Source organism: Pseudomonas sp. CGJS7 (assembly GCF_036961695.1).
In genome coordinates this window covers 1-17,655 of the sequence record NZ_JBAMDI010000181.1, presented here as the reverse complement: position 1 = coordinate 17,655, position 17,655 = coordinate 1, and the positions used below count along the sequence as shown (strand labels likewise).

15 protein-coding genes are annotated in these 17,655 nt (G+C 69.0%); 6 read left to right on the top strand and 9 right to left on the bottom strand.

Annotation, left to right across the window (positions count from 1 at the left end; genetic code table 11):
- Positions 1–41: 41 nt before the first annotated feature.
- The 5 genes from V7787_RS48680 to V7787_RS48660 all read right to left on the bottom strand — a co-directional run bounded on the left by V7787_RS48680 (position 42) and on the right by V7787_RS48660 (position 6,399).
- Positions 42–1,163, bottom strand: coding sequence for a hypothetical protein (locus V7787_RS48680; RefSeq protein WP_336094829.1), 1,122 nt, complete (start codon positions 1,161–1,163; stop codon positions 42–44).
- Between the two features lie 138 nt (positions 1,164–1,301).
- Positions 1,302–1,475, bottom strand: a complete 174-nt coding sequence (locus V7787_RS48675) for a hypothetical protein (protein ID WP_336094828.1) — start codon at positions 1,473–1,475, stop codon at positions 1,302–1,304.
- Positions 1,476–1,554: 79 nt separating this feature from the next.
- Positions 1,555–3,708, bottom strand: a complete 2,154-nt coding sequence (locus V7787_RS48670) for a peptidase domain-containing ABC transporter (RefSeq protein ID WP_336094827.1) — start codon at positions 3,706–3,708, stop codon at positions 1,555–1,557.
- Positions 3,705–4,958: an HlyD family secretion protein gene (locus tag V7787_RS48665; RefSeq protein ID WP_336094826.1), complete on the bottom strand. Its 1,254-nt coding sequence runs from the start codon at positions 4,956–4,958 to the stop codon at positions 3,705–3,707. Before V7787_RS48665 ends, V7787_RS48670 begins: the two co-directional genes overlap by 4 nt.
- Positions 4,959–5,187: 229 nt before the next feature.
- Positions 5,188–6,399 carry a DUF418 domain-containing protein gene (locus V7787_RS48660; protein WP_336094825.1) on the bottom strand — a complete coding sequence of 404 codons (1,212 nt, stop codon included), beginning with the start codon at positions 6,397–6,399 and terminating at the stop codon, positions 5,188–5,190.
- A gap of 127 nt (positions 6,400–6,526) precedes the next feature.
- On the opposite strand from V7787_RS48660, the gene V7787_RS48655 reads away from it, so the two are divergent.
- From V7787_RS48655 to V7787_RS48640, 4 genes are all read left to right on the top strand, one after another.
- The gene (locus tag V7787_RS48655) at positions 6,527–8,038 is read left to right on the top strand and encodes a sensor histidine kinase (protein ID WP_336094824.1); all 1,512 of its coding nucleotides are present in this window, start codon (positions 6,527–6,529) and stop codon (positions 8,036–8,038) included.
- Positions 8,035–8,694 (top strand): response regulator transcription factor, encoded by a 660-nt coding sequence (locus V7787_RS48650; RefSeq protein WP_336094823.1) that lies wholly within the window; start codon positions 8,035–8,037, stop codon positions 8,692–8,694. The genes V7787_RS48655 and V7787_RS48650 overlap by 4 nt, the downstream gene beginning before the upstream one ends.
- Positions 8,695–8,913: 219 nt before the next feature.
- A complete protein-coding gene (locus tag V7787_RS48645; RefSeq protein WP_336094822.1) occupies positions 8,914–12,069 on the top strand; it encodes an autotransporter domain-containing protein in 3,156 nt (1,051 codons plus the stop codon).
- Between the two features lie 222 nt (positions 12,070–12,291).
- The gene (locus V7787_RS48640) at positions 12,292–12,921 is read left to right on the top strand and encodes a LysE family translocator (RefSeq protein WP_336094821.1); all 630 of its coding nucleotides are present in this window, start codon (positions 12,292–12,294) and stop codon (positions 12,919–12,921) included.
- A gap of 7 nt (positions 12,922–12,928) precedes the next feature.
- Here the strand turns inward: V7787_RS48640 and V7787_RS48635 are convergent, their stop codons facing one another.
- Entirely contained in the window at positions 12,929–13,213 is a 285-nt protein-coding gene (locus tag V7787_RS48635) for a DUF4031 domain-containing protein (RefSeq protein ID WP_336094820.1), read from the bottom strand.
- Between the two features lie 141 nt (positions 13,214–13,354).
- Between V7787_RS48635 and gloA2 the strand changes: the two genes are divergently transcribed.
- Positions 13,355–13,744, top strand: coding sequence for an SMU1112c/YaeR family gloxylase I-like metalloprotein (gloA2, locus tag V7787_RS48630; RefSeq protein WP_336094819.1), 390 nt, complete (start codon positions 13,355–13,357; stop codon positions 13,742–13,744).
- A 13-nt stretch (positions 13,745–13,757) separates the two neighbouring features.
- On the opposite strand, the gene V7787_RS48625 is transcribed toward gloA2, so the two are convergent.
- The 3 genes from V7787_RS48625 to V7787_RS48615 form a co-directional block, all read right to left on the bottom strand.
- Positions 13,758–14,702 carry a rhodanese-like domain-containing protein gene (locus V7787_RS48625; RefSeq protein WP_336094818.1) on the bottom strand — a complete coding sequence of 315 codons (945 nt, stop codon included), beginning with the start codon at positions 14,700–14,702 and terminating at the stop codon, positions 13,758–13,760.
- 122 nt (positions 14,703–14,824) lie between these two features.
- Positions 14,825–16,045 carry an MFS transporter gene (locus tag V7787_RS48620; protein ID WP_336094817.1) on the bottom strand — a complete coding sequence of 407 codons (1,221 nt, stop codon included), beginning with the start codon at positions 16,043–16,045 and terminating at the stop codon, positions 14,825–14,827.
- A gap of 16 nt (positions 16,046–16,061) precedes the next feature.
- Entirely contained in the window at positions 16,062–16,667 is a 606-nt protein-coding gene (locus tag V7787_RS48615) for a TetR/AcrR family transcriptional regulator (RefSeq protein ID WP_336094816.1), read from the bottom strand.
- 210 nt (positions 16,668–16,877) lie between these two features.
- Here V7787_RS48615 and V7787_RS48610 point away from each other — a divergent pair.
- Positions 16,878–17,655: class I SAM-dependent methyltransferase (locus V7787_RS48610; RefSeq protein WP_336094815.1), on the top strand; the 778-nt coding region annotated here is incomplete at its 3' end.

Here is a 17,655-nt window from a genome sequence, read left to right as displayed (position 1 = left end):
CATTTTGATTTGCGCGTTCGCCCCCGCGGCTTCGCGGGCGCCTACTCCAAACTGATCCCCGCCGCCGCCGGGCCGCGCCCCTGCAAACCCTCGCTGGCCTGCGCCCACCACGCGCGATGCTCCTCGCTGGCGCAGTAATCCGCGTACGACACCTCGGCGATGGTCGCCAACGAATAATCGGCGCGGCCCTCGGCCAGCATCGCGCTCATCGCGCGCAGCAGCGGCAGCGACGGCACCAGGTCTTCGACGAACAAGAACTGCCCGGCCTGGTTGATCTCTAGAAAATGCGCATCGCCATTGGCGTCTATGGCCAGATCGATGCAGCCGAACACCAGCCCCAACTCGCGCATCAGCGCCGCCAGCTTGGCCTGATCGGCGGCCGACAATTCGCCGGCCTGCGCGCGCAAGCCCTGCACCGCCTGCCGCGCGCGCCAGTCGACCACGCCGTCGTCGTGCTCGCAATACAGGCGCGCGGCGAGGTAGCGGTCGCCGATCGCGGTGACGCGCAAGTCGTAGCGTTTGTCGACGTAGACCTGATAAATCCCGGGGCAGTGCAGCAGGCTGTCGTCGTCGTCCAGCATCGAGGCTTCGACGATGCGCGCATAAGTGCTGAACATCCGGCCGCTCTCGGCGTCCTTCCAGGTGTGGGTCATGAACGGTTTGTAGACCACCCGGCCGTGGCGCTGGACGAAGCGGCGGATCTCGGCCGGGTCGTGCGAAACCAGGGTCGCGGGAAAGCGCAGGCCGCAGCGGTGCGCGGCGCGCAACTGCACCAGTTTGTTCTCGGCCATCGCCGCCGCATTGGGGCGATTGACCCAGAGCCGGTCGGCGCCCTGATCGGTGAGGGCGTAGACGTTCTTGAGAAAGCGTCCCCATTCGCCGCGCAGGAAGGCCTGATCGCTTTGGTGCGCGCGCGGAAACGATTCGGGATTGCGCGCGCGCCGGTACCACACCGTGCCGATGCTGGCATCGTCGAGCGCGCCGCTCATGTGCAGGCCGGTGTCGGCATCGCAATGCAGCGACATCGGCCCGGTCTCCGCCTGCCCCAGCGCAGCGGCCCAGACCGCGTCGATGCCGCTGGCGCGCAGCGCCCAGCGCGCGGCGGAGGCGTGGATGTCGTGGGCCAGGGACGAAAGGATCAGCGGGCGGCGATGGGCGGGCATGGCGTTTGCGATAAGGGTTGGACAAAAGCGGCACGCCCGCTGAGGGGCGTGCCGCGCGGTCATGCGCCGGCGTTACGGTTTACGCGCACGTCGCTCGCGCGCGAGTCCACCGCCGCGGCCGGCGTATGCGCCGTCGGATTACAGCAAATCCGGATCGCCCGGGTCGTCGCCGTTGGGGCCGGTGGCGTGGGTGGTGTCGCCCTTGCCGCCCGAGATCGCGGCGATCTCTTGCAACGACAGCTCGCGTGCTGCGACGCGCGCGAGCGGACGGACGGTGTCGTTCTGAGGCTGTTTCACGTCTTGCTTGCTCATGAATCTTTCTCCTGAGAAACGTAGTGCCGGAAAGAATGAAAGGCCGTTCCGGCGACGGCACGTGCATCGATGCTAGCAACTAGAAAACACGGGGTTTCCCCATCGCCATCGCAGTTTCGTCGTGCGCCCGCGAGTGGATCGGCATTGCGTCTTCGCGGTTCTTGAATTGTTCACTTACGCCGTCGCGCAACGACACCACCCGATCGGCGCTACGGATCGTGTCGGGTCGGTGAGCGATGACGATGCGGGTGATGCGCAGCGCGGCGATCTCGCGATTGATCTCATGCTCGCGCGCCACATCCAGATGGCTGGTGGCCTCATCGAGCAGCAAGATCGCCGGTTGTTGGTACAGGGCGCGAGCCAGCAGCACGCGCTGCTTCTGCCCGCCCGACAAGGATTGGCCGAGATCGCCGACCAAGGTCTCGTAACCCATCGCCATCGCCGCGATGTCCTGGTGGATGCGCGCCGCGCGCGCGGCGGCCTGGATCCGTTCGGCGTCGGCGGCGGGATCGAAGAAGGCGATGTTCTCGGCGATGGAGCCGGCGAACAGCACGTCCTCCTGCATCACCGCGCCGAACATCTCGCGGTAGGCGGCCAGCCCGTAGCGGTGGATGTCGACGTCGCCGATGCGGATGCTGCCGGAACTGGGCCGCAGCAAGCCCAGCATCAGCTTGGCCAGGGTGGTCTTGCCGCAACCGGAGGGGCCGACGATGGCCACCGATTCGCCGGCTTCGACCGCGAAACTGCAATCGCGCAAGATCCACGGCTCGTCGTCGGCATAGCGGAAACTCACCCGTTCCAGCTCGATCCGCGGGGCCGGCGCCGGCCCCGCGTAATCGGTATGCACATGCGCTTCCGGCGGCTCCAGCGCGATGTCGCCGATGCGCTGGCCGTGCAGGCCGAGCAGGCGCAGATCGACCAGTTTGTCGATCAGGCTGCCGGTGCGGGTGGCGAACAGATCGGCGTAGGCGACGAACACCACCATCATGCCGGCGGTGAACTGCGCTTGCAGGGTCATCCAGGCGCAGATCCAGATCAGCAGCACCCGCTGCGCGCCGTACACCAGCTTGGACAAGGCCGAGAACACCGCGGTGGTGCGGCCGATGGCGGCTTCGCGATGGGCGACCTCGACGCTGGCGTTGGCGATGCGCGCGCGGCGTTCGTCCTGCTTGTTGCCCAATTTGATCGTCTGCACGCCCTGGATCGCTTCGATCAACAGACTTTGCTGCTGGGCGACCTGGATCAGCTGTTCTTCCTTGAGCCGGCGCAGGCGCCGGAACGCGGCCCAGCGTAGCCCTGCGTACAGCGCGAACGCGGTCAGCACCAGCGCGGTCAGCGCCGGGCTGTAGAGCAGCAGCAAGCCCAGCACCAGGATCGCCGTGAGGCCGTCGAGCAGGCTTTCCACGAAGCTGCCGGTCAAGGTCTGCTGGATCGACTGGACCGAGACGAAGCGCGACATCACCCCGCCGACGTGGCGTTTTTCGAAATAGTCCAACGGCAATCGCATCAGATGGCCGAACAGATTGGCCAGCCATTGCGAGTTGAGCCAGGCGCCCAGTTCGGCGACCAGCCAGCCGCGCATCGCGGCGATCGCGGCCTGGAACAGCACCACGGTCAAAAAGCCGATGCCGAGCAGGTGCAGCAGTTCGATGTCGGCCGAGACCAGCACCCGGTCGATGACCCATTGCATCGCCATCGGCAGCAACAGGGTGAACGCTTCCAGGCTCAGCGCCAGAATCAGGATCTGCGCCGCGGCGCGGCGCAGGCCGACGATGCGCCCGGCCAACGCGCGCAGGCTCAGGCGTTGACGCTCGCGCATCGGCGCGAAGTCCGCGCGCGGGGTCAGTTCCAGGGCGATGCCGGTGTAATGGCGGCCGAACTCGGCCAGCGGCAGTTTCAGCGCGCCGCGCGCGGGGTCGTGGATCTCGGCGTGGCCGCCGCTGATGCGCTTGAGCACGACGAAATGGTTGAGATCCCAGTGCAGCACGCAAGGCAGTTGCAGATCGGATAAATGCTCGACCTCCGCGCGCAGCGGCCGGGTGTCGAAGCTCAGCGCGCCGGCGGTCTTGATCAGCCGGGTCAGGGTGGCGCCGCGCGGCGACACCGGAAAGCGCCGGCGCAGGCTGGCCAGGTCGATGTCGTGGCCGTGATGCACGGCGATCATCGCCAGACAGGCCAGGCCGCATTCGGCCAATTCGTTCTGCTGGATCATCGGCAGCGGGCGGCGGCTCATCGCGATTCCGCCTTCGCATCACCCATCGCCAGCGGCGCAAGGGCGAATTCGTACAAACGGCGGCGTTCCAGGCGCAGATCGGCTTCCACCCGCATCTGCGCGCGCAGCGGGTGGCGGCCGACCGATTGCCGATCCAGATCCACCAGCACCCGCCACGACGGTTCGGCCACGCTAAGCCCGGTGCGCGCGCGGATTTCCTCGGGCGACAGCGCGCCGCGCGCGATCTGCGCCACCCGGCCGCGTTGCAGTCCGTGGGTTTGATACGGGAACGCGGCCAGACGCAGCGCCACCGGCGTACCCGGCGCGATCAGACCGATGGCGCGATCGGGCAGCCACAACTCGGCTTGCAGCGGCGCGGCCTCGGGCAGCAAGGTCAGCAGGCGTTGGCCGGCGGCGACGGTCTGGCCTTCGCTGCCGGCCAGCGCGGACACGCGGCCGGCGCGCGGGGCGAGCACGGCGATGCGGCGACGGCCTTCGTTGCGCGCATCGTCCTGGGCGATGTCGGCCAGTTCGCGCTCGATCCGGTCGCGCCGCTGCGCCCATTGCTCGGGCCACTGCTGCAGCGCCGCTTGCGCCTCGGCCAGTTCGCGCGCGGCGTCGAGGCGTTCGCGGCGCGCGTCCTGGACCCGCGTCTGCGCGTCGATGCGGTCGGTTTCGTATTGCTGCCACTGCACTTCGCTGAGCAGTTTGTCGCCGCGCAGCGGCCGTACCCGCTCGGCCAGGGCTTGCGCCTGTTTGGCCTGTTGATCGCGCAATCGCAGTTGGGTTTCGGCCAGGCCGATGCGCGCCTGCGCAGTGTCGATGCGCTGGCGCAGTTGCGCGGCTTCGCGCTCGCGGCCGCGTTCGAGCGCGTCGCGCTCGGCGCGCAGCCGTTGCCGTTGCGCCGCCAGTTCCGCGCCGACGGTCTGGCCGATGCCGGCGCGCAGGGTCGGGCTGTCGAGTTCGGAGGAAATCTCCAGCAGGGTTTGACCGCGAACCACCGCCTGGCCTTCGCTGACATGACTGCGCAGCAGCGTGCCCGAGGCGGGCGCGGCCAGCGCCAGCAGGCCGCCCGACGGCATCAGCAGTCCCACCGCGCGTTCGCTGCGGGTGTAGTGTCCCCAGCCCAGCAAGGCGATCGCGGCGATCAACGCCAATCCGGCCAGCGCCGCCATCGGCCAGCCCATGGACGAAACCGGCAGGCGAATGCTGCCGAGCCAGCGTTGTTTTCTGGCATCGAGCATTTCGCGTCGGAACAGGTCTTCGCGCACGAGGACCGGATCAGGCGCGCGCGTCCGGCGCGACGCGAACGGGATGAAAAAGCGATGCGATCACGGCGTGCGCAGTCTCCTGGCGACGACGGGCGGGCCGTTGAGTCTCGTACAAGTTCCCGGCACTGACTACGCCGCGATTGTCGTAGCCGGTCACGGTTCGGCGCAGACATGACAGTGGTCATTCAGCGCGCGGTGGGCCGGCGGCGCATTCATCGTCGTCGCGCATTCAGCGCGGTTCGCGCGCGGATTTGCGCATGCGCGGCCACGCGCCGATGGTGAGCGCGCGCAAGCCCCATTCCACCGGGCCGTAGGCGTAGCGGCGCAACCACAGTCGGCTGAGGCACAGTTGCGCGGCGTACAAGACAGTGGCGAGCGCCACGGTGCTCAGCGGCGAGATCCGTCCCATCCAGCCCAGGCCGTAACCGGTGAACAGCAGCGCCAGGATCAGCGACTGCAGCAGATAGTTCGACAAGGCCATACGCCCCGCCGGCGCCAGCGCCGACGCGGCGCGCCGGATGCGTCGGCCGGCGAAGGCGCGCACGGCGATGGCGAGGTAGGCCAGACACAACCACGGCGCGGTCGCGATGCTCAACGCCAGCGCGAACAATTCCAGCGCGCTGCCCGGCGCTGCGAGCGTCGCCCACGCGAACAACGCCGCCGCCGGCAGACCGATCGCCAGGCCCCGCGTGCGTGCGCGCCGCAACAGCGCCCGATAACGCTCCGGCCGCGCGAACAGGCGCCGCCGGCCCGCGGCCAAGCCGTACAGGAACATCGCCAACGCGCACGGCGCCTGCAATCCGGCCAGCACCAGCCAAGTGCCGGACAACTCGCGCAAACGCGCGCCGATCACTTGCGCCGGATCGCCGCGGAAACCGGTCAGCACTGCATCGGCTTGCGCGCGCAGATCATCGGCGCGTTCGATCGCGGCGAACAAAGAACCCTGATCGATCCAGACCAATGCCGCCAGACCGGCCCAGACCAGCGCGGTCGCCGCGATCAAGCCCCGCGCCCAGCGCAGGGCCTTAGCTCGCGGTAACCGATGCAAGGCCAGCAACACCGCGCCCATCGCCGCGTAAGTGGTGAGGATGTCGCCGTGAAACAACAGCGCCGCATGCAGCGCGCCGATCACCCACAACCCGAGCAGGCGCCGACGCATGCGCGGCGCGAAGGCCTCGCCGGCGCGCCGGGCCGCCTCCAATTGCAGGCTGAAGCTGTAGCCGAACAGGAACGAGAACAGCAGGTAGAACTTCATCTCGAACACGCACGCCACCAGCAGGTGCACAGCGTGGTCCAGCGGCCGGTCGAACCCCGGATCCGCCGCGCCCAGGCCCCACCAGGGCGAGGCGAACACGCCGATGTTGACCAGCAAAATGCCCAGCAGCGCCAGCCCACGCAGCGCATCCAGAAGCTCGATCCGTGGGGCGGGTTTGGCAGACATGGGCGCGGCCGCAGTGGGAGGGCTGCGATGCTGCGCGGCCGCGCTGGCGGCGGCATCGGGCTGGCGACGGGACGCGACCGGGACGTTTGGCGGATTCGCCGCGGCGATAACCTGGAATAATCGCGGCATGAGCGAAACCGCCGCACGCCCGACGTCTGCTGCACGCGCGCCGGCGCGGCGCTGGTGGAGCGGGCTGTTCTGGAAATGCCTGCTGTCGATGCTGATCGCCTGCTGGGTCAGCACCGGTCTGTTGTCGATGCTGGGCCTGTACCTGACCCGCATGGAAGTGCGCGACAACATGGCCCCGCCGATGCTGGAGAGCGCGATGCGGCGCGAGCTGCACCGCTTCGGCCCGTTGCCCGAGCTGTCCAACCTGCCCGCCAGCCAATGCGAGGCGATGCTGCAGGCGCTGCTGGTGCGCATCGTCGGCATGGACACGCCGCGCTGGATGTCCGCCTACAGTTTCGCCGGCAACACCTTCGACCGCCGCATCGCGATCCGCTACCGCGACCGCGGCGGCCGCCTGTGCGAGTACCCGGCCAAGGCCGACGCGCCGTTGGCGCAGGCGCTGGAGGAGGTCGAGCACGAAGCCGCCGCCACCCGCGCGGCGGTGCCGCGCCGGCACGAGCGCGACGGCGACTGGATCAGCGTGGTGGCCTTGCCGCTGGCCGGCGCGCCCGGTGCGGCGCTGAGCGTGGGCCAGCACTCCGGCGGTTCGCTGGCGACGTTCATGCGCATGGATTCGGGCGATTTCGAGGGCCTGGTGATCTATCTGATCGTGATCAGCGCGATGTCGGCGGTGGCGGTGGCGACCCTGCTGACCCGCCGCATCGGCCACGCCGAGCACGTCGCCGATGCCTGGGCCGCCGGCGAGTTGGACGCGCGCATCCACGATCCCGGCCGCGATGAGTTCGGCCGCCTGTCGCAGCGTTTCGATCGCATGGCCGATGCCTTGAGCGAGGTGATCCAGGTGCGCCAGGCCTTGGCGGTCTCGGAAGAACGCAACCGGCTGGCGCGCGATCTGCACGACACCGCCAAGCAGCGCAGCTTCGCCCTGGGCCTGCAGCTGAGCGTGCTCGATCACCTCAACGAACGCGACGGCGACGACGGCCGCGACCCGCGTCAACGCGCGCTGATCAAGGCCGCGCTCGGCCTGACCGGGCAGTTGCAACGCGATCTGGCCGACGTGATCCAGCGCTTCTCGGCGCCGACGGTGGCCGAGCAGGGCCTGCGCAAGGCGCTGGAAGACACGTTCTCGCATCTGCTCGGCGGCAGCGAAATCGAATGGCGCCTGCTGCTCGACGGCGTCGCCGAGCGCGGCCTGGGCGATTTCCCGCAGCACGCCGGGCAGTTGCTGCTGATCGCCACCGAAGCCGCGGCCAACAGCCTGCGCCACAGCGGCGCGCGCCGGATCGAAGTGGTGCTCAACAACTCCGGCAACCGTTATGGCTGGACCATCCAGGACGACGGCTGCGGCTTCGCCATCAGCGAGCACGAATCCACCGGCATGGGCCTGGCCAACATGCGCCTGCGCGCGCGCACCTTGCCCGGCGGCCGCTTCCGCATCGCCAGTTCCCCCAGCGGCACGGTGGTGACGGTGTCGTTCACGCTCGAACCCGCGCAGGAAACCTCCGCATGAAAACCTCGGTGCTGTTGGTCGACGATCACGAAGTGGTGCGCAAGGGCATCCGCAGCCTGCTCAGCCTGACCGAGGATTTCGAAGTGGTCGGCGAGGCCGGCGGCGGCGCCGAGGCGATCGAACTGGCGCGCGATCTGGCGCCGGATCTGATCGTGATCGATCTGATGATGCCCGACGTGGACGGCGTGCAGGCCATCCGCGCGATCAAGGGTCTGAGCCCGCGCAGCGCGATCGCGGTGCTGACCTCGACCGATCAGGACGATCTGGCCTTTGCCGCGATCGAAGCCGGCGCGCAGTCGTTGCTGTTCAAGAGCATGCTCGGCGACGAACTGCTGGCCACGCTGCGGCGGATCGCCGCCGGCGAGGCGGTGATTCATCCCTTCGTCGCCCAGCGCATCCTCAAGGCGGTGCGGCGCAAGCGCGAACCGCGCGAGGATCCGTTCGCCTGCCTGACCGAGCGCGAGCTCGACGTGCTGCGCAAACTCGCTGAAGGCGGCAGCAACGCGCGCATCGCCGCGGCGCTCAACATCGGCGAAAAAACGGTCAAGTCGCACCTGGGCAACGTGCTGGCCAAGCTGCATCTGGCCGACCGCACCGAGGCGGTGGCGTTTGCGTGGCGGCGCGGCTTGATGTCGGGCGAACACGACGGCGAGTGACCGCGGGCGCGTCCGCATCCACGATTCGCCGTGCCGGCGCGTGTCGTTAGTCATGCTTAAGACGTGACGATTTTGTGTAGGGGGTTACGGTCTGCCCCGCGTTATGAACTGGTAGAGGCCGCCCTAGCGGCCCATCCCGACGCCATGCGCCGCGCGCATCGGACCGTCGCAGCAGCGCCTCGTCCGGGGCGCTTTTTCATGACAGGGGTTCATCGACCGATGCAAGGCACTATCCGCGCTCGTCGCGTTCGCAGTTCGTTCCGCACGCAATCCCGTTCCCTGCTCAGCCTGGCGATTGTCGGCGGTTTGCTCGCCGCCTCGAGCCTGGCCTCGGCGCAAAGCGCCAACGGCCAATCCGGCGATCCCGACAGCTGGCGCAGCGATGAATTCAACGCCGACTGGGGTCTGGCCGCGATCAACGCGCAATACGCTTACGCGCGCGGCCTGACCGGCAAGGGCGTCCGCCTGGGCGTGTACGACAGCGGCACGGTGCTGGCGCATCCGGAATTCGCCGGCAAGGACAACCGCGCGATCGCGATGGCCGATCTGCTCGACGACGGCACTTATTGCACCAACACCAGCATCATCAGCGGCCCCGGCGCGTGCTTCAGCTCGCGCGGCGATCAGGCCCAGGTCACCTACACCGGCTTCAACGCCAACGTGCCGGCCAACATCCGCGCCATCATCCAGGCTGGCCCGTATGTGCAGCCGGGCTTCGAGTACGGCACCCACGGCACCCACGTCGGCGGCACCGTCGCCGCCAATCGCGACGGCAACGGCACCCACGGCGTGGCGTTCGCTTCGGATCTGAGCGTGGCCAAGTGGTCGTTCAACGGCGCTCAGGAGTGGCAGCGCACCGCCACCGGTTACAGCGTGGTCTCCTTGCCGCGTCCCAGCGCCAACGACGACACCATCGCGCGGATGTACCAGGACATGAACGCGCAAGGCGTGCGCGCGCTCAATCACAGCTGGGGCCTGGCGAAAGAACGCACCACCCTGCCGACCCTGGATGCGTTGTTGTTCGACCCGGACAACGCGGCTTACTTCGATGTGTTCGCCAAGGGCTCGCTCGACAAGGGCATGCTGCAAGTGTGGGCCGCGGGCAATCACGCCGTCGTCGGCGTGACCCCGGAGACCGCGCCGCAGGCCGGCCTGTACGCCAGCCTGCCGCGTCTGCGCGCGGATCTGGAACCGTATTGGTTGTCGGTGGTCAACATCACTCCCGATCTGACCCTCAGCAATCGCTCGATGCGCTGCGCGCAGACCGCCAACTGGTGCGTGGCCGCGCCGGGTTCGGTGATCCACTCCACCGTGATCGGCGGCAACGCCGGACTCAGCGGCGGATTGGTGCGCAACCCCGACGGTTCGATTTCCTTCAACGTCTCCGTCGACAGCCCGCAGACCTACGAATACCAGGACATGAGCGGCACCTCGATGGCCGCGCCGCACGTCACCGGTTCGCTCGGTCTGTTGTTCGAACGCTTTCCGTATCTGACCGGCCCGCAAGTGCGCGACATCCTGCTGACCACCGCGACCGATCTGGGCGCGGCCGGCATCGACGAGGTCTACGGCTGGGGCCTGATCGATCTGAAGAAAGCCATCGACGGCCCCGGGCAGATCCGCGTCGACACCGATGTGGTCATGGACCGCCCCGCCGGCGGCGCCAAAGTCTGGACCGGCAAGGCCTGGGACGATTGGCGCAACGACATCGGCGGCAGCGGCGTGTTGACCAAGTCCGGCGCCGGCTGGTTGCGCCTGAGCGGCAACAACAGCTTCGGCGGCCTCAACGTCAACGGTGGCGTGCTGGAACTCACCGGCAACAACGCTTATGCGGCCCAGGTCGAGAGCGGCACCCTGGTGGTCAACGGCACCCTGACCAGCGCGGCCTTGCCGGTGCTGGCCAACGGCGGCCTGGGCGGCAGCGGCCGCATCGTCGGCAACGTGCGCGTGCAAGGCGCGGTGTCGCCGGGCAATTCGATCGGTACGCTGACAGTGCAAGGCGATTACGTGCAGGCGGCCGGTTCGACCTATGTCGCCGAGCTGTCGGCCGGCGGCCAGTCCGACCGCATCGACGTCACCGGCAAGGCCAGCCTGGAAGGCGGCAAGCTGGTGGTGTTGCACGCGCCGGGCCAGTACATGCTGGGCCAGAACTTCAATCTGATCAGCGCCGCCGGCGGCATCAGCGGCCAGTTCGCTTCGATCGACCAGTCCTCGTTCTCGCCGTTCCTGCAGTTCGGCCTGGCGTACGCGGCCAATCAGGTCGGGGTGGAAGTGACCCGCGGCGCCTCGCTCGCTTCGGCGGCGCGCACCGACAACCAACTCGCCGCCGCGGCCGCGGCCGACCGGCTTGCCGTCGCTCAAGGCATCGCTCAGCCGCTGACCCAGTTGTTCCCCGAGCAGGCGATGTCGGCATTGGATGCGCTCAGCGGCGAAGGCCACGCCAGCCTGCGTTCGATCCTGGTCGACGACAGCCGCCACCTGCGCGATGCGGCGCTGGCGCGCGCGCGTTCCGGCCGCGGCGAGTTCGCCGCCGACGGCGAAGGCGCATCGCAAGGCGCGTGGGTGCAGTTGCTGAAATCCGGCGGCACCCTCGACGGCGACGGCAATGCCGCGCGCAACGAGTACAACGGCTCGGCGACCCTGGTCGGTTACGACTACCGCTTCGACGGCGGTTGGCGGATCGGCGTGCTCGGCGGCAACGGCCGCACCGACAGCAACAACGACCGCCTCGACAAGGCCCGGATCAAGAGCACCCACCTGGGCGTGTACGCCGGCCAGAATTGGGGCGCGTTCGCGCTGAGTGCCGGTTACGCCTTCGCCCGCCAGGACGTCGATCTGGACCGCCGCATCGGCTTCAACGGCTTCATCGACCGCACCCGCGCGTCCTACGACGCCGACAGCCGCCAGGGCTTCGTCGAAGGCGGCTATCGCTTCGACGCCGGCGCCTGGGCGTTCGAGCCTTACGCGCAGTTCGCCCAGGTGCGGGTCAAGACCGATGCGTTCCAGGAAACCGGCGGCGCCGCCGCGCTGAGCGGCGCCGGCGCCGACAGCCGGGTCAATCTGTCGACCCTGGGCCTGCGCTTCAACGTCGACTTGAAGGGCGCGCAACAGGACGCGAGCTGGCTGAGCCTGCGCGGCGGCCTGGGCCGTCGCCACGCCAGCGGCGATCTGACCCCGCAGACCCAGGTGGCCTGGCGCGGCGGCAACGCCTTCAACGTCAGCGGCGCGCCGCTGGCCGAGGACGCGACCCTGGTCGAAGCCGGCATCGCCGCGCGGCTCAGCGCCAACGGCCTGTTGGAGCTGAGCTACAGCGGCCAGCTCGCCGATGAGGCCAACGACCACGGCGTCAGCGCGCGCTACTCGCTGCGTTTCTGAAATCCCCTTCCCGAGAGGGGAAGCCCCGAAGCCGCGACGGTTCTGCCGTCGCGGCTTCTTTTTTGATGGCGACGCCCTGGGCGTGGCCTTCGGTATTCGCGATCCTCGCCATCCGCGGCGCCACAGCGTTGCGTCCAGATGCGCTGACCGCTGTGACCGGGATGAGCGATGATGTCGCTCCGGCGCGCGTGCGGCGCGCTTTCCCATTGCGAGGAGAGGCGGATGTTTGAGCTGTCGTCGTTGTTGGCGTTCGCCGGCCTGGCCTTGGTGATGGTGCTGACTCCGGGACCGAACATGGTTTACCTGGTCTCGCGCTCGATCTGCCAAGGCCGCAAGGCCGGACTGATCTCGCTGGCCGGGGTCGGCGTGGGATTCTTCTTCTATCTGTTCGCCGCCGCCTTCGGCATCACCGCGCTGCTGTTCGCGGTGCCGTATGCCTACGACGCGCTGCGCATCGGCGGCGCGGCCTATCTGCTGTGGATGGCCTGGCAGGCGATCAAGCCCGGCGGCAGTTCGCCGTTCCAGGTGCGCGAACTGGCCCCGGACAGCCCGCGCCGTTTGTTCGTGATGGGTTTGTTGACCAGCCTGCTCAATCCCAAGGTGGCGATGTTCTATCTGGCGTTGTTGCCGCAGTTCATCGATCCGCACAAGAGCGTGATGCTGCAGTCGCTGGTGCTGGGCAGCCTGCAGATCTGCATCAGCGTCGGGGTCAACGCCTTGATCGTGGCCGGGGCCGGCGGTATCGCCGGTTTTCTGGCCGGGCGGCCGCGTTGGGTGGCCGCGCAGCGTTGGGTGATGGGCGGCGTGCTGTCGGCGCTGGCGGTGCGGATGGCGGTCGACGCGCGGCGCTGAGCGCGGCTCAGGGCGCGCGGCCGGCGGCCTGGTCGCGCGCGCGCTGGATGATCGCGCGCACTTGCGCGCGGTCGCGGTGGCGCGAGATCGCCACCGCGCCGAGTTCGATCGCGCGCTCGCGCATCCGCGCGTTGACGTCGTAGTGGCAGCCGCTGAGTTTGTCCTGGAACGACACCCGCGGCTTGCCCAGGCGCTGGGCGAAGGCGTGCAGCTCATCGAGCGTGTCGGCCATCAGGTGGGCCCAGCGCTCGCCGCGCCAGGGCCACACGGCATCGTCGACGTAGACGGTCACGGAGTTCTCCACGAAAACGGGCGGCGCAGCATACGCGGTCGGGCCCGCTCCGGGGCCGCCACGCCGCGCACGGCGGATGCGCCGAGAATATCGGACAATCGCCCGATCGCGAGCCATCCCCCGCCGCTCGCCGGAGGCGTCATGCAGCTGTCGGGCATCCATCACGTCGCGATCATCTGTTCCGACTACCCGCGCTCCAAGCGTTTCTATACGCAGGTCCTGGGCCTGCGCGTGCTGGCCGAGGTTTACCGGCAAGCGCGCGGCTCCTACAAGCTCGATCTGGCCTTGCCCGACGGCGGCCAGTTGGAGTTGTTCTCGTTTCCCGATCCGCCGCCGCGGCCCTCGTACCCGGAAGCCTGCGGCCTGCGCCATCTGGCGTTCTCGGTGCAGGACATCGATGCCTGCGTGAGCGAGCTGCAAGCGCAAGGCATCGCGGTCGAACCGGTGCGGGTGGACGAATACACCGGCCGCCGCTTCACCTTCTGCGCCGATCCCGACGATCTGCCGATCGAGTTCTACGAGCGCGCTTGAGGCGCGCGCTGCTTCAGGCCTTGGCCACCGAATAACCCTGCGCGCGCCAGGCCTCGAATCCGCCGGCCAACGGCCGCACCCGCTTGAAGCCGCGGCGATGCAGCTCGCGGGCGAGGGTGGCGGCGGAGGCTTCGTTGGGACAGTCGCAGTAGACGATGACTTCCTCGCGCCGCTCCGGCGGAATGCCGCGCAGGTTTTCATCGCCCAGCGAGGCGATGAAGATCGCGCCGGGAATCCAGCCGGAGTGATCGCGCTGTTCGTTGGAGCGCACGTCCAGGATGGTCGGGCCGCCGCCGCGTTCCAGCAACTGGCCCAGTTCGGCGACCGAGATCCGCGCCATCCGCAGCTCGCGCAAGAACAGCTGGCGCTTGAGCAGCTTGTAACCCACCAAGCCGACGATCAACACGCCAATCAAGACCAGACCATACCGCCCCAACGTTTCCAGCCCATCGAGCAAATCGTTCACCGCGCGATGAAACACCGCGCCCAAAACCACCGCCACGCCCGCCCACAACAACGCGCCCAATCCGTCGTAGAACGCGAAGCGCCGCGCCGAAGTCCCGGTTTCGCCGGCCAGCGTGGTCGCCACCGCGGCGAAGCCCGGCACGAACTTGGCCACCACCAGCGACGGCGCGCCCCAGCGCGCGTAAATGCCGCGGGTCATCAGCACGCACGAGTCCGGCGACAGCGACAGCTTGCACATCAGCCGCAGCAGGGCCGCGCCGATCCGGCGTCCGCCCAGATACCACAGGCTGTCGGCGAGCAAAGCCGCGGACGCGGCGGCCAACAGGATCTGGGTCAGCGCCAGCCACGGTTCGGCGGGTTGGTCCATCGCCACCGCGGCGGTGACGATGATCGGCGGATACGCCGGCACCGGCAGGCCGCCCTGGTCGAGGAAGACGCTGATGAAGACCACGAGCAGGCCGTAGGTCTGGATCAGGTGCAGCAGCGTTTCCATCGAAGGCGGATTCCGTAACCCGGCCGATCCGGCCGTGGCTCAAGTTTCCGCGCCTCGGCGCGGCCCGGCAATCGCATGCCGGGCACGGACTGTTGCGGCGATCGCGTTCGCGCGCGCCGGCTTCAGCCGTTGCCGTTGCCCGCGCCGTCGAGCGCGCGCAAGGCGCCGCCGCGCCAGGCCCGCCAGGTCATCGCGCCCAACAGCAGCGCGGCGGCGATCAACAGCGGCCGCGCGCCGACGTATTCGACCGTGGCGCCGGCCACGATCATCGCCAGCGGCAGACTGGCCAGGCTCAAGGCCGCCACCGCGCCGAGCGCGTGCGCGCGCAAGACCTGCGGCGCGCGCCGCATCAGCTCGGCGTTCTCGATCGGCGCCAGCGGTCCGGCGCCCAGGCCGGCCAGGGCGCCGGCGAGGATCCGCCACGACGGCGGCGCCAGCGCCAGGATCGCCAATGCCAGCACCAGCAGCGCGCAGCCGCCGAGGAACACCGCGCGCCGGCTCAGACGATGGCCGTACAGCGCATAGCCCAGCGCGGCCAGCGCCGACGCGCCGCCGGCCGCGGACAGGAACAGGCCCAGCTCCAGCGCCGCGCTGCCCTGGGCGCGGTACAGCGCCGGCATCACCACCGATTCGATCGCGCCGAACGCGGCCACGAACGCGGTCGCCAGCCACACCAGCGCGCGCAGCAGCGGTTGCGCGAACACGAAGCGCAATCCGGCCAGCGCGCCGCGCCAGCCGGCGTGATCGACATGCAAGCGCCGGCGCCGCGCGCCCGGCAGCGAGGCCGCGTCCAGGATGGCGGCTAGCAGCGAACAGGCCGCGGTCAGATACAGGGTCGGCGCCATGCCGAACGCGACGATCGCCAGACCGGCCACCGCCGGGCCGCTGAGCGCGGCCAGACTCAGCAGCATTTCGTCGAACGAGGTCGCGCGCTCCAGCCGCATCCGCGCCAGCCGCGCCAGTTCCGGCCGGCGCGAATCGGCGGCGACCCGGGTCGGGCCGTCGAGCACCGCGCCGGCGGCGATCAGCAGCAACAGCACCGGCAAGTTCAGCGCGTCCAGCGCATGCAGCAGCGGCACCGCGGCGACGGTGACCGCGCTGAGCAAGTCGCCGCACACCGCGACCCGGCGCGGGCCGAAGCGTTCGATCAAGGCGCCGCCGAACAACACGCCGGCGATCAACGGCACGATGCCCGCGGCCGCGACCAAACCGGCCTGGGCCGGACTGCCGGTGAGTTCGAGCACGAACCACGGCATCGCCACCATCGCCACCGCGTTGCCGAGCGCGCTGCAGAAACCCGCGAGCAGGCTGCCGAACAAGGGCAGGCGGCGCCTGCCGGACACGAGCGCGGTCATAAGCTCAGCGCACGCCGGTCGGGCGCAGCCAGCGCTCGATCAAGCCGTGCAGGGTCGCGCGTTCGCGCGCCAGGTCGAAGTCGGGATCGACCGCGGCGCGGAACAGCGCGCCTTCCAGCAAGGCCAGCAGCCACACGGTGGCCGATTCGATCGGCAACGAGGCGTCGATCTGGCCGCCGCGCACCGCGTCGCTCAGCAACGCGCTCAGGTCTGCCTTGATTTGCGCATCGTCGCGTTCGAACAAGCGCGCCATGCGCGGGTTGCGGGTGGCCTCGGCGGCGATCTCCAGGCTCAGCGCGCCGTAGTCGCGCTGGCACACCAGTTCCAGGCACAGGTCGAGCAATTCCAGCAGCGCGGCGTAGTGGTCTTCGCGTTCGCGCAGGGCGGCGTACAGGCGCGCGGCCTCGTGCCGGTCTTGTTCGATCACTTCCTCGATGATCGCGTCCTTGCTGTCGAAGTAATGGAACAGATTGCCCGGGCTCATGCCCACCCGCTGGCAGATCTCGGCGGTGCGGGTGGCGTGGAAGCCCTTCTCGGCGAAGCAGGCCAGGGCGGCTTCGACGATCTGTTGGCGGCGCTGGCGGTGGCGGGCGGGGTCGACGGTGCGCATGGGCAATTCATTAATCGATCAGTCGGTCTATTAATGAATCAACCGCGCCCCGGCCGGATCCGCCTTAAGTCGGAGCCGCGTTGTCACAGACCGGAACCGTGCAGGTAAGGCCGCGGCCGCCGCCCCTACGCCTGGACGTCACACACCCGCTCGCACAATCGCCCGGCCCGTGCGCTCGCGACGGGCGCCCGCTGACCCTTGGAGCCGTCGATGCGCCTGGAAGGCAGTCAGGAAACCCTGCTGATCACCCTGTACGCCAAGGGCATGGACAACCGCGCCACGCCCTCGATCCTGCACGACGCGCTCGCCGACGACCTGATCCGCCGGATCGACTACGACTTCGAACGCTTCGGCCTGAGCGGCAACGACATCCGCGCCCTGGCGCTGCGCTCGCGGGTGATCGACAACTGGACCCGCGCGGCCTTGCAGGCACGCGCCGACACCTTGGTGCTGCACCTGGCCTGCGGCCTGGATTCGCGCATCTACCGGGTCGATCCGGCCCTGGACGTGGATTGGATCGACATCGATTTCCCGGCGGTGATCCAACTGCGCCGCGATCTGTTGCCGCAACGCCTGGGCCGTTACCGCACCCTGGCCAGCAATGTGATGGAGCCGGACTGGATCGGCAAACTCGACAACCAGCGGCCGGTGCTGGTGATCGCCGAAGGGTTGTTCCCGTATTTGGACGAAGTGCGTGCACGCGAATTGATGCGCCGGTTGATCGAGCACTTCCCCCAGGGCGGACAGTTGCTGTGCGATGTCTACGGCCGTCTGGCGCTGCGCCTGCTGGGCAATGCGCGGATGATCCGGGTCACCCGCGCGCGCATCGGCGAGTGGGGGCCGCGCGGCGCGGCCGAACTGGAAAACTGGCATCCGCGCTTGCAGTTCGTCGATGAACCGAACTACGCCGAATTGCCTGAAGTGCAGGCGCTGCCGTGGTCGCAGCGCCTGCTGTTCCGGATGTACCAACGCTCGCGCTGGTTGCGCG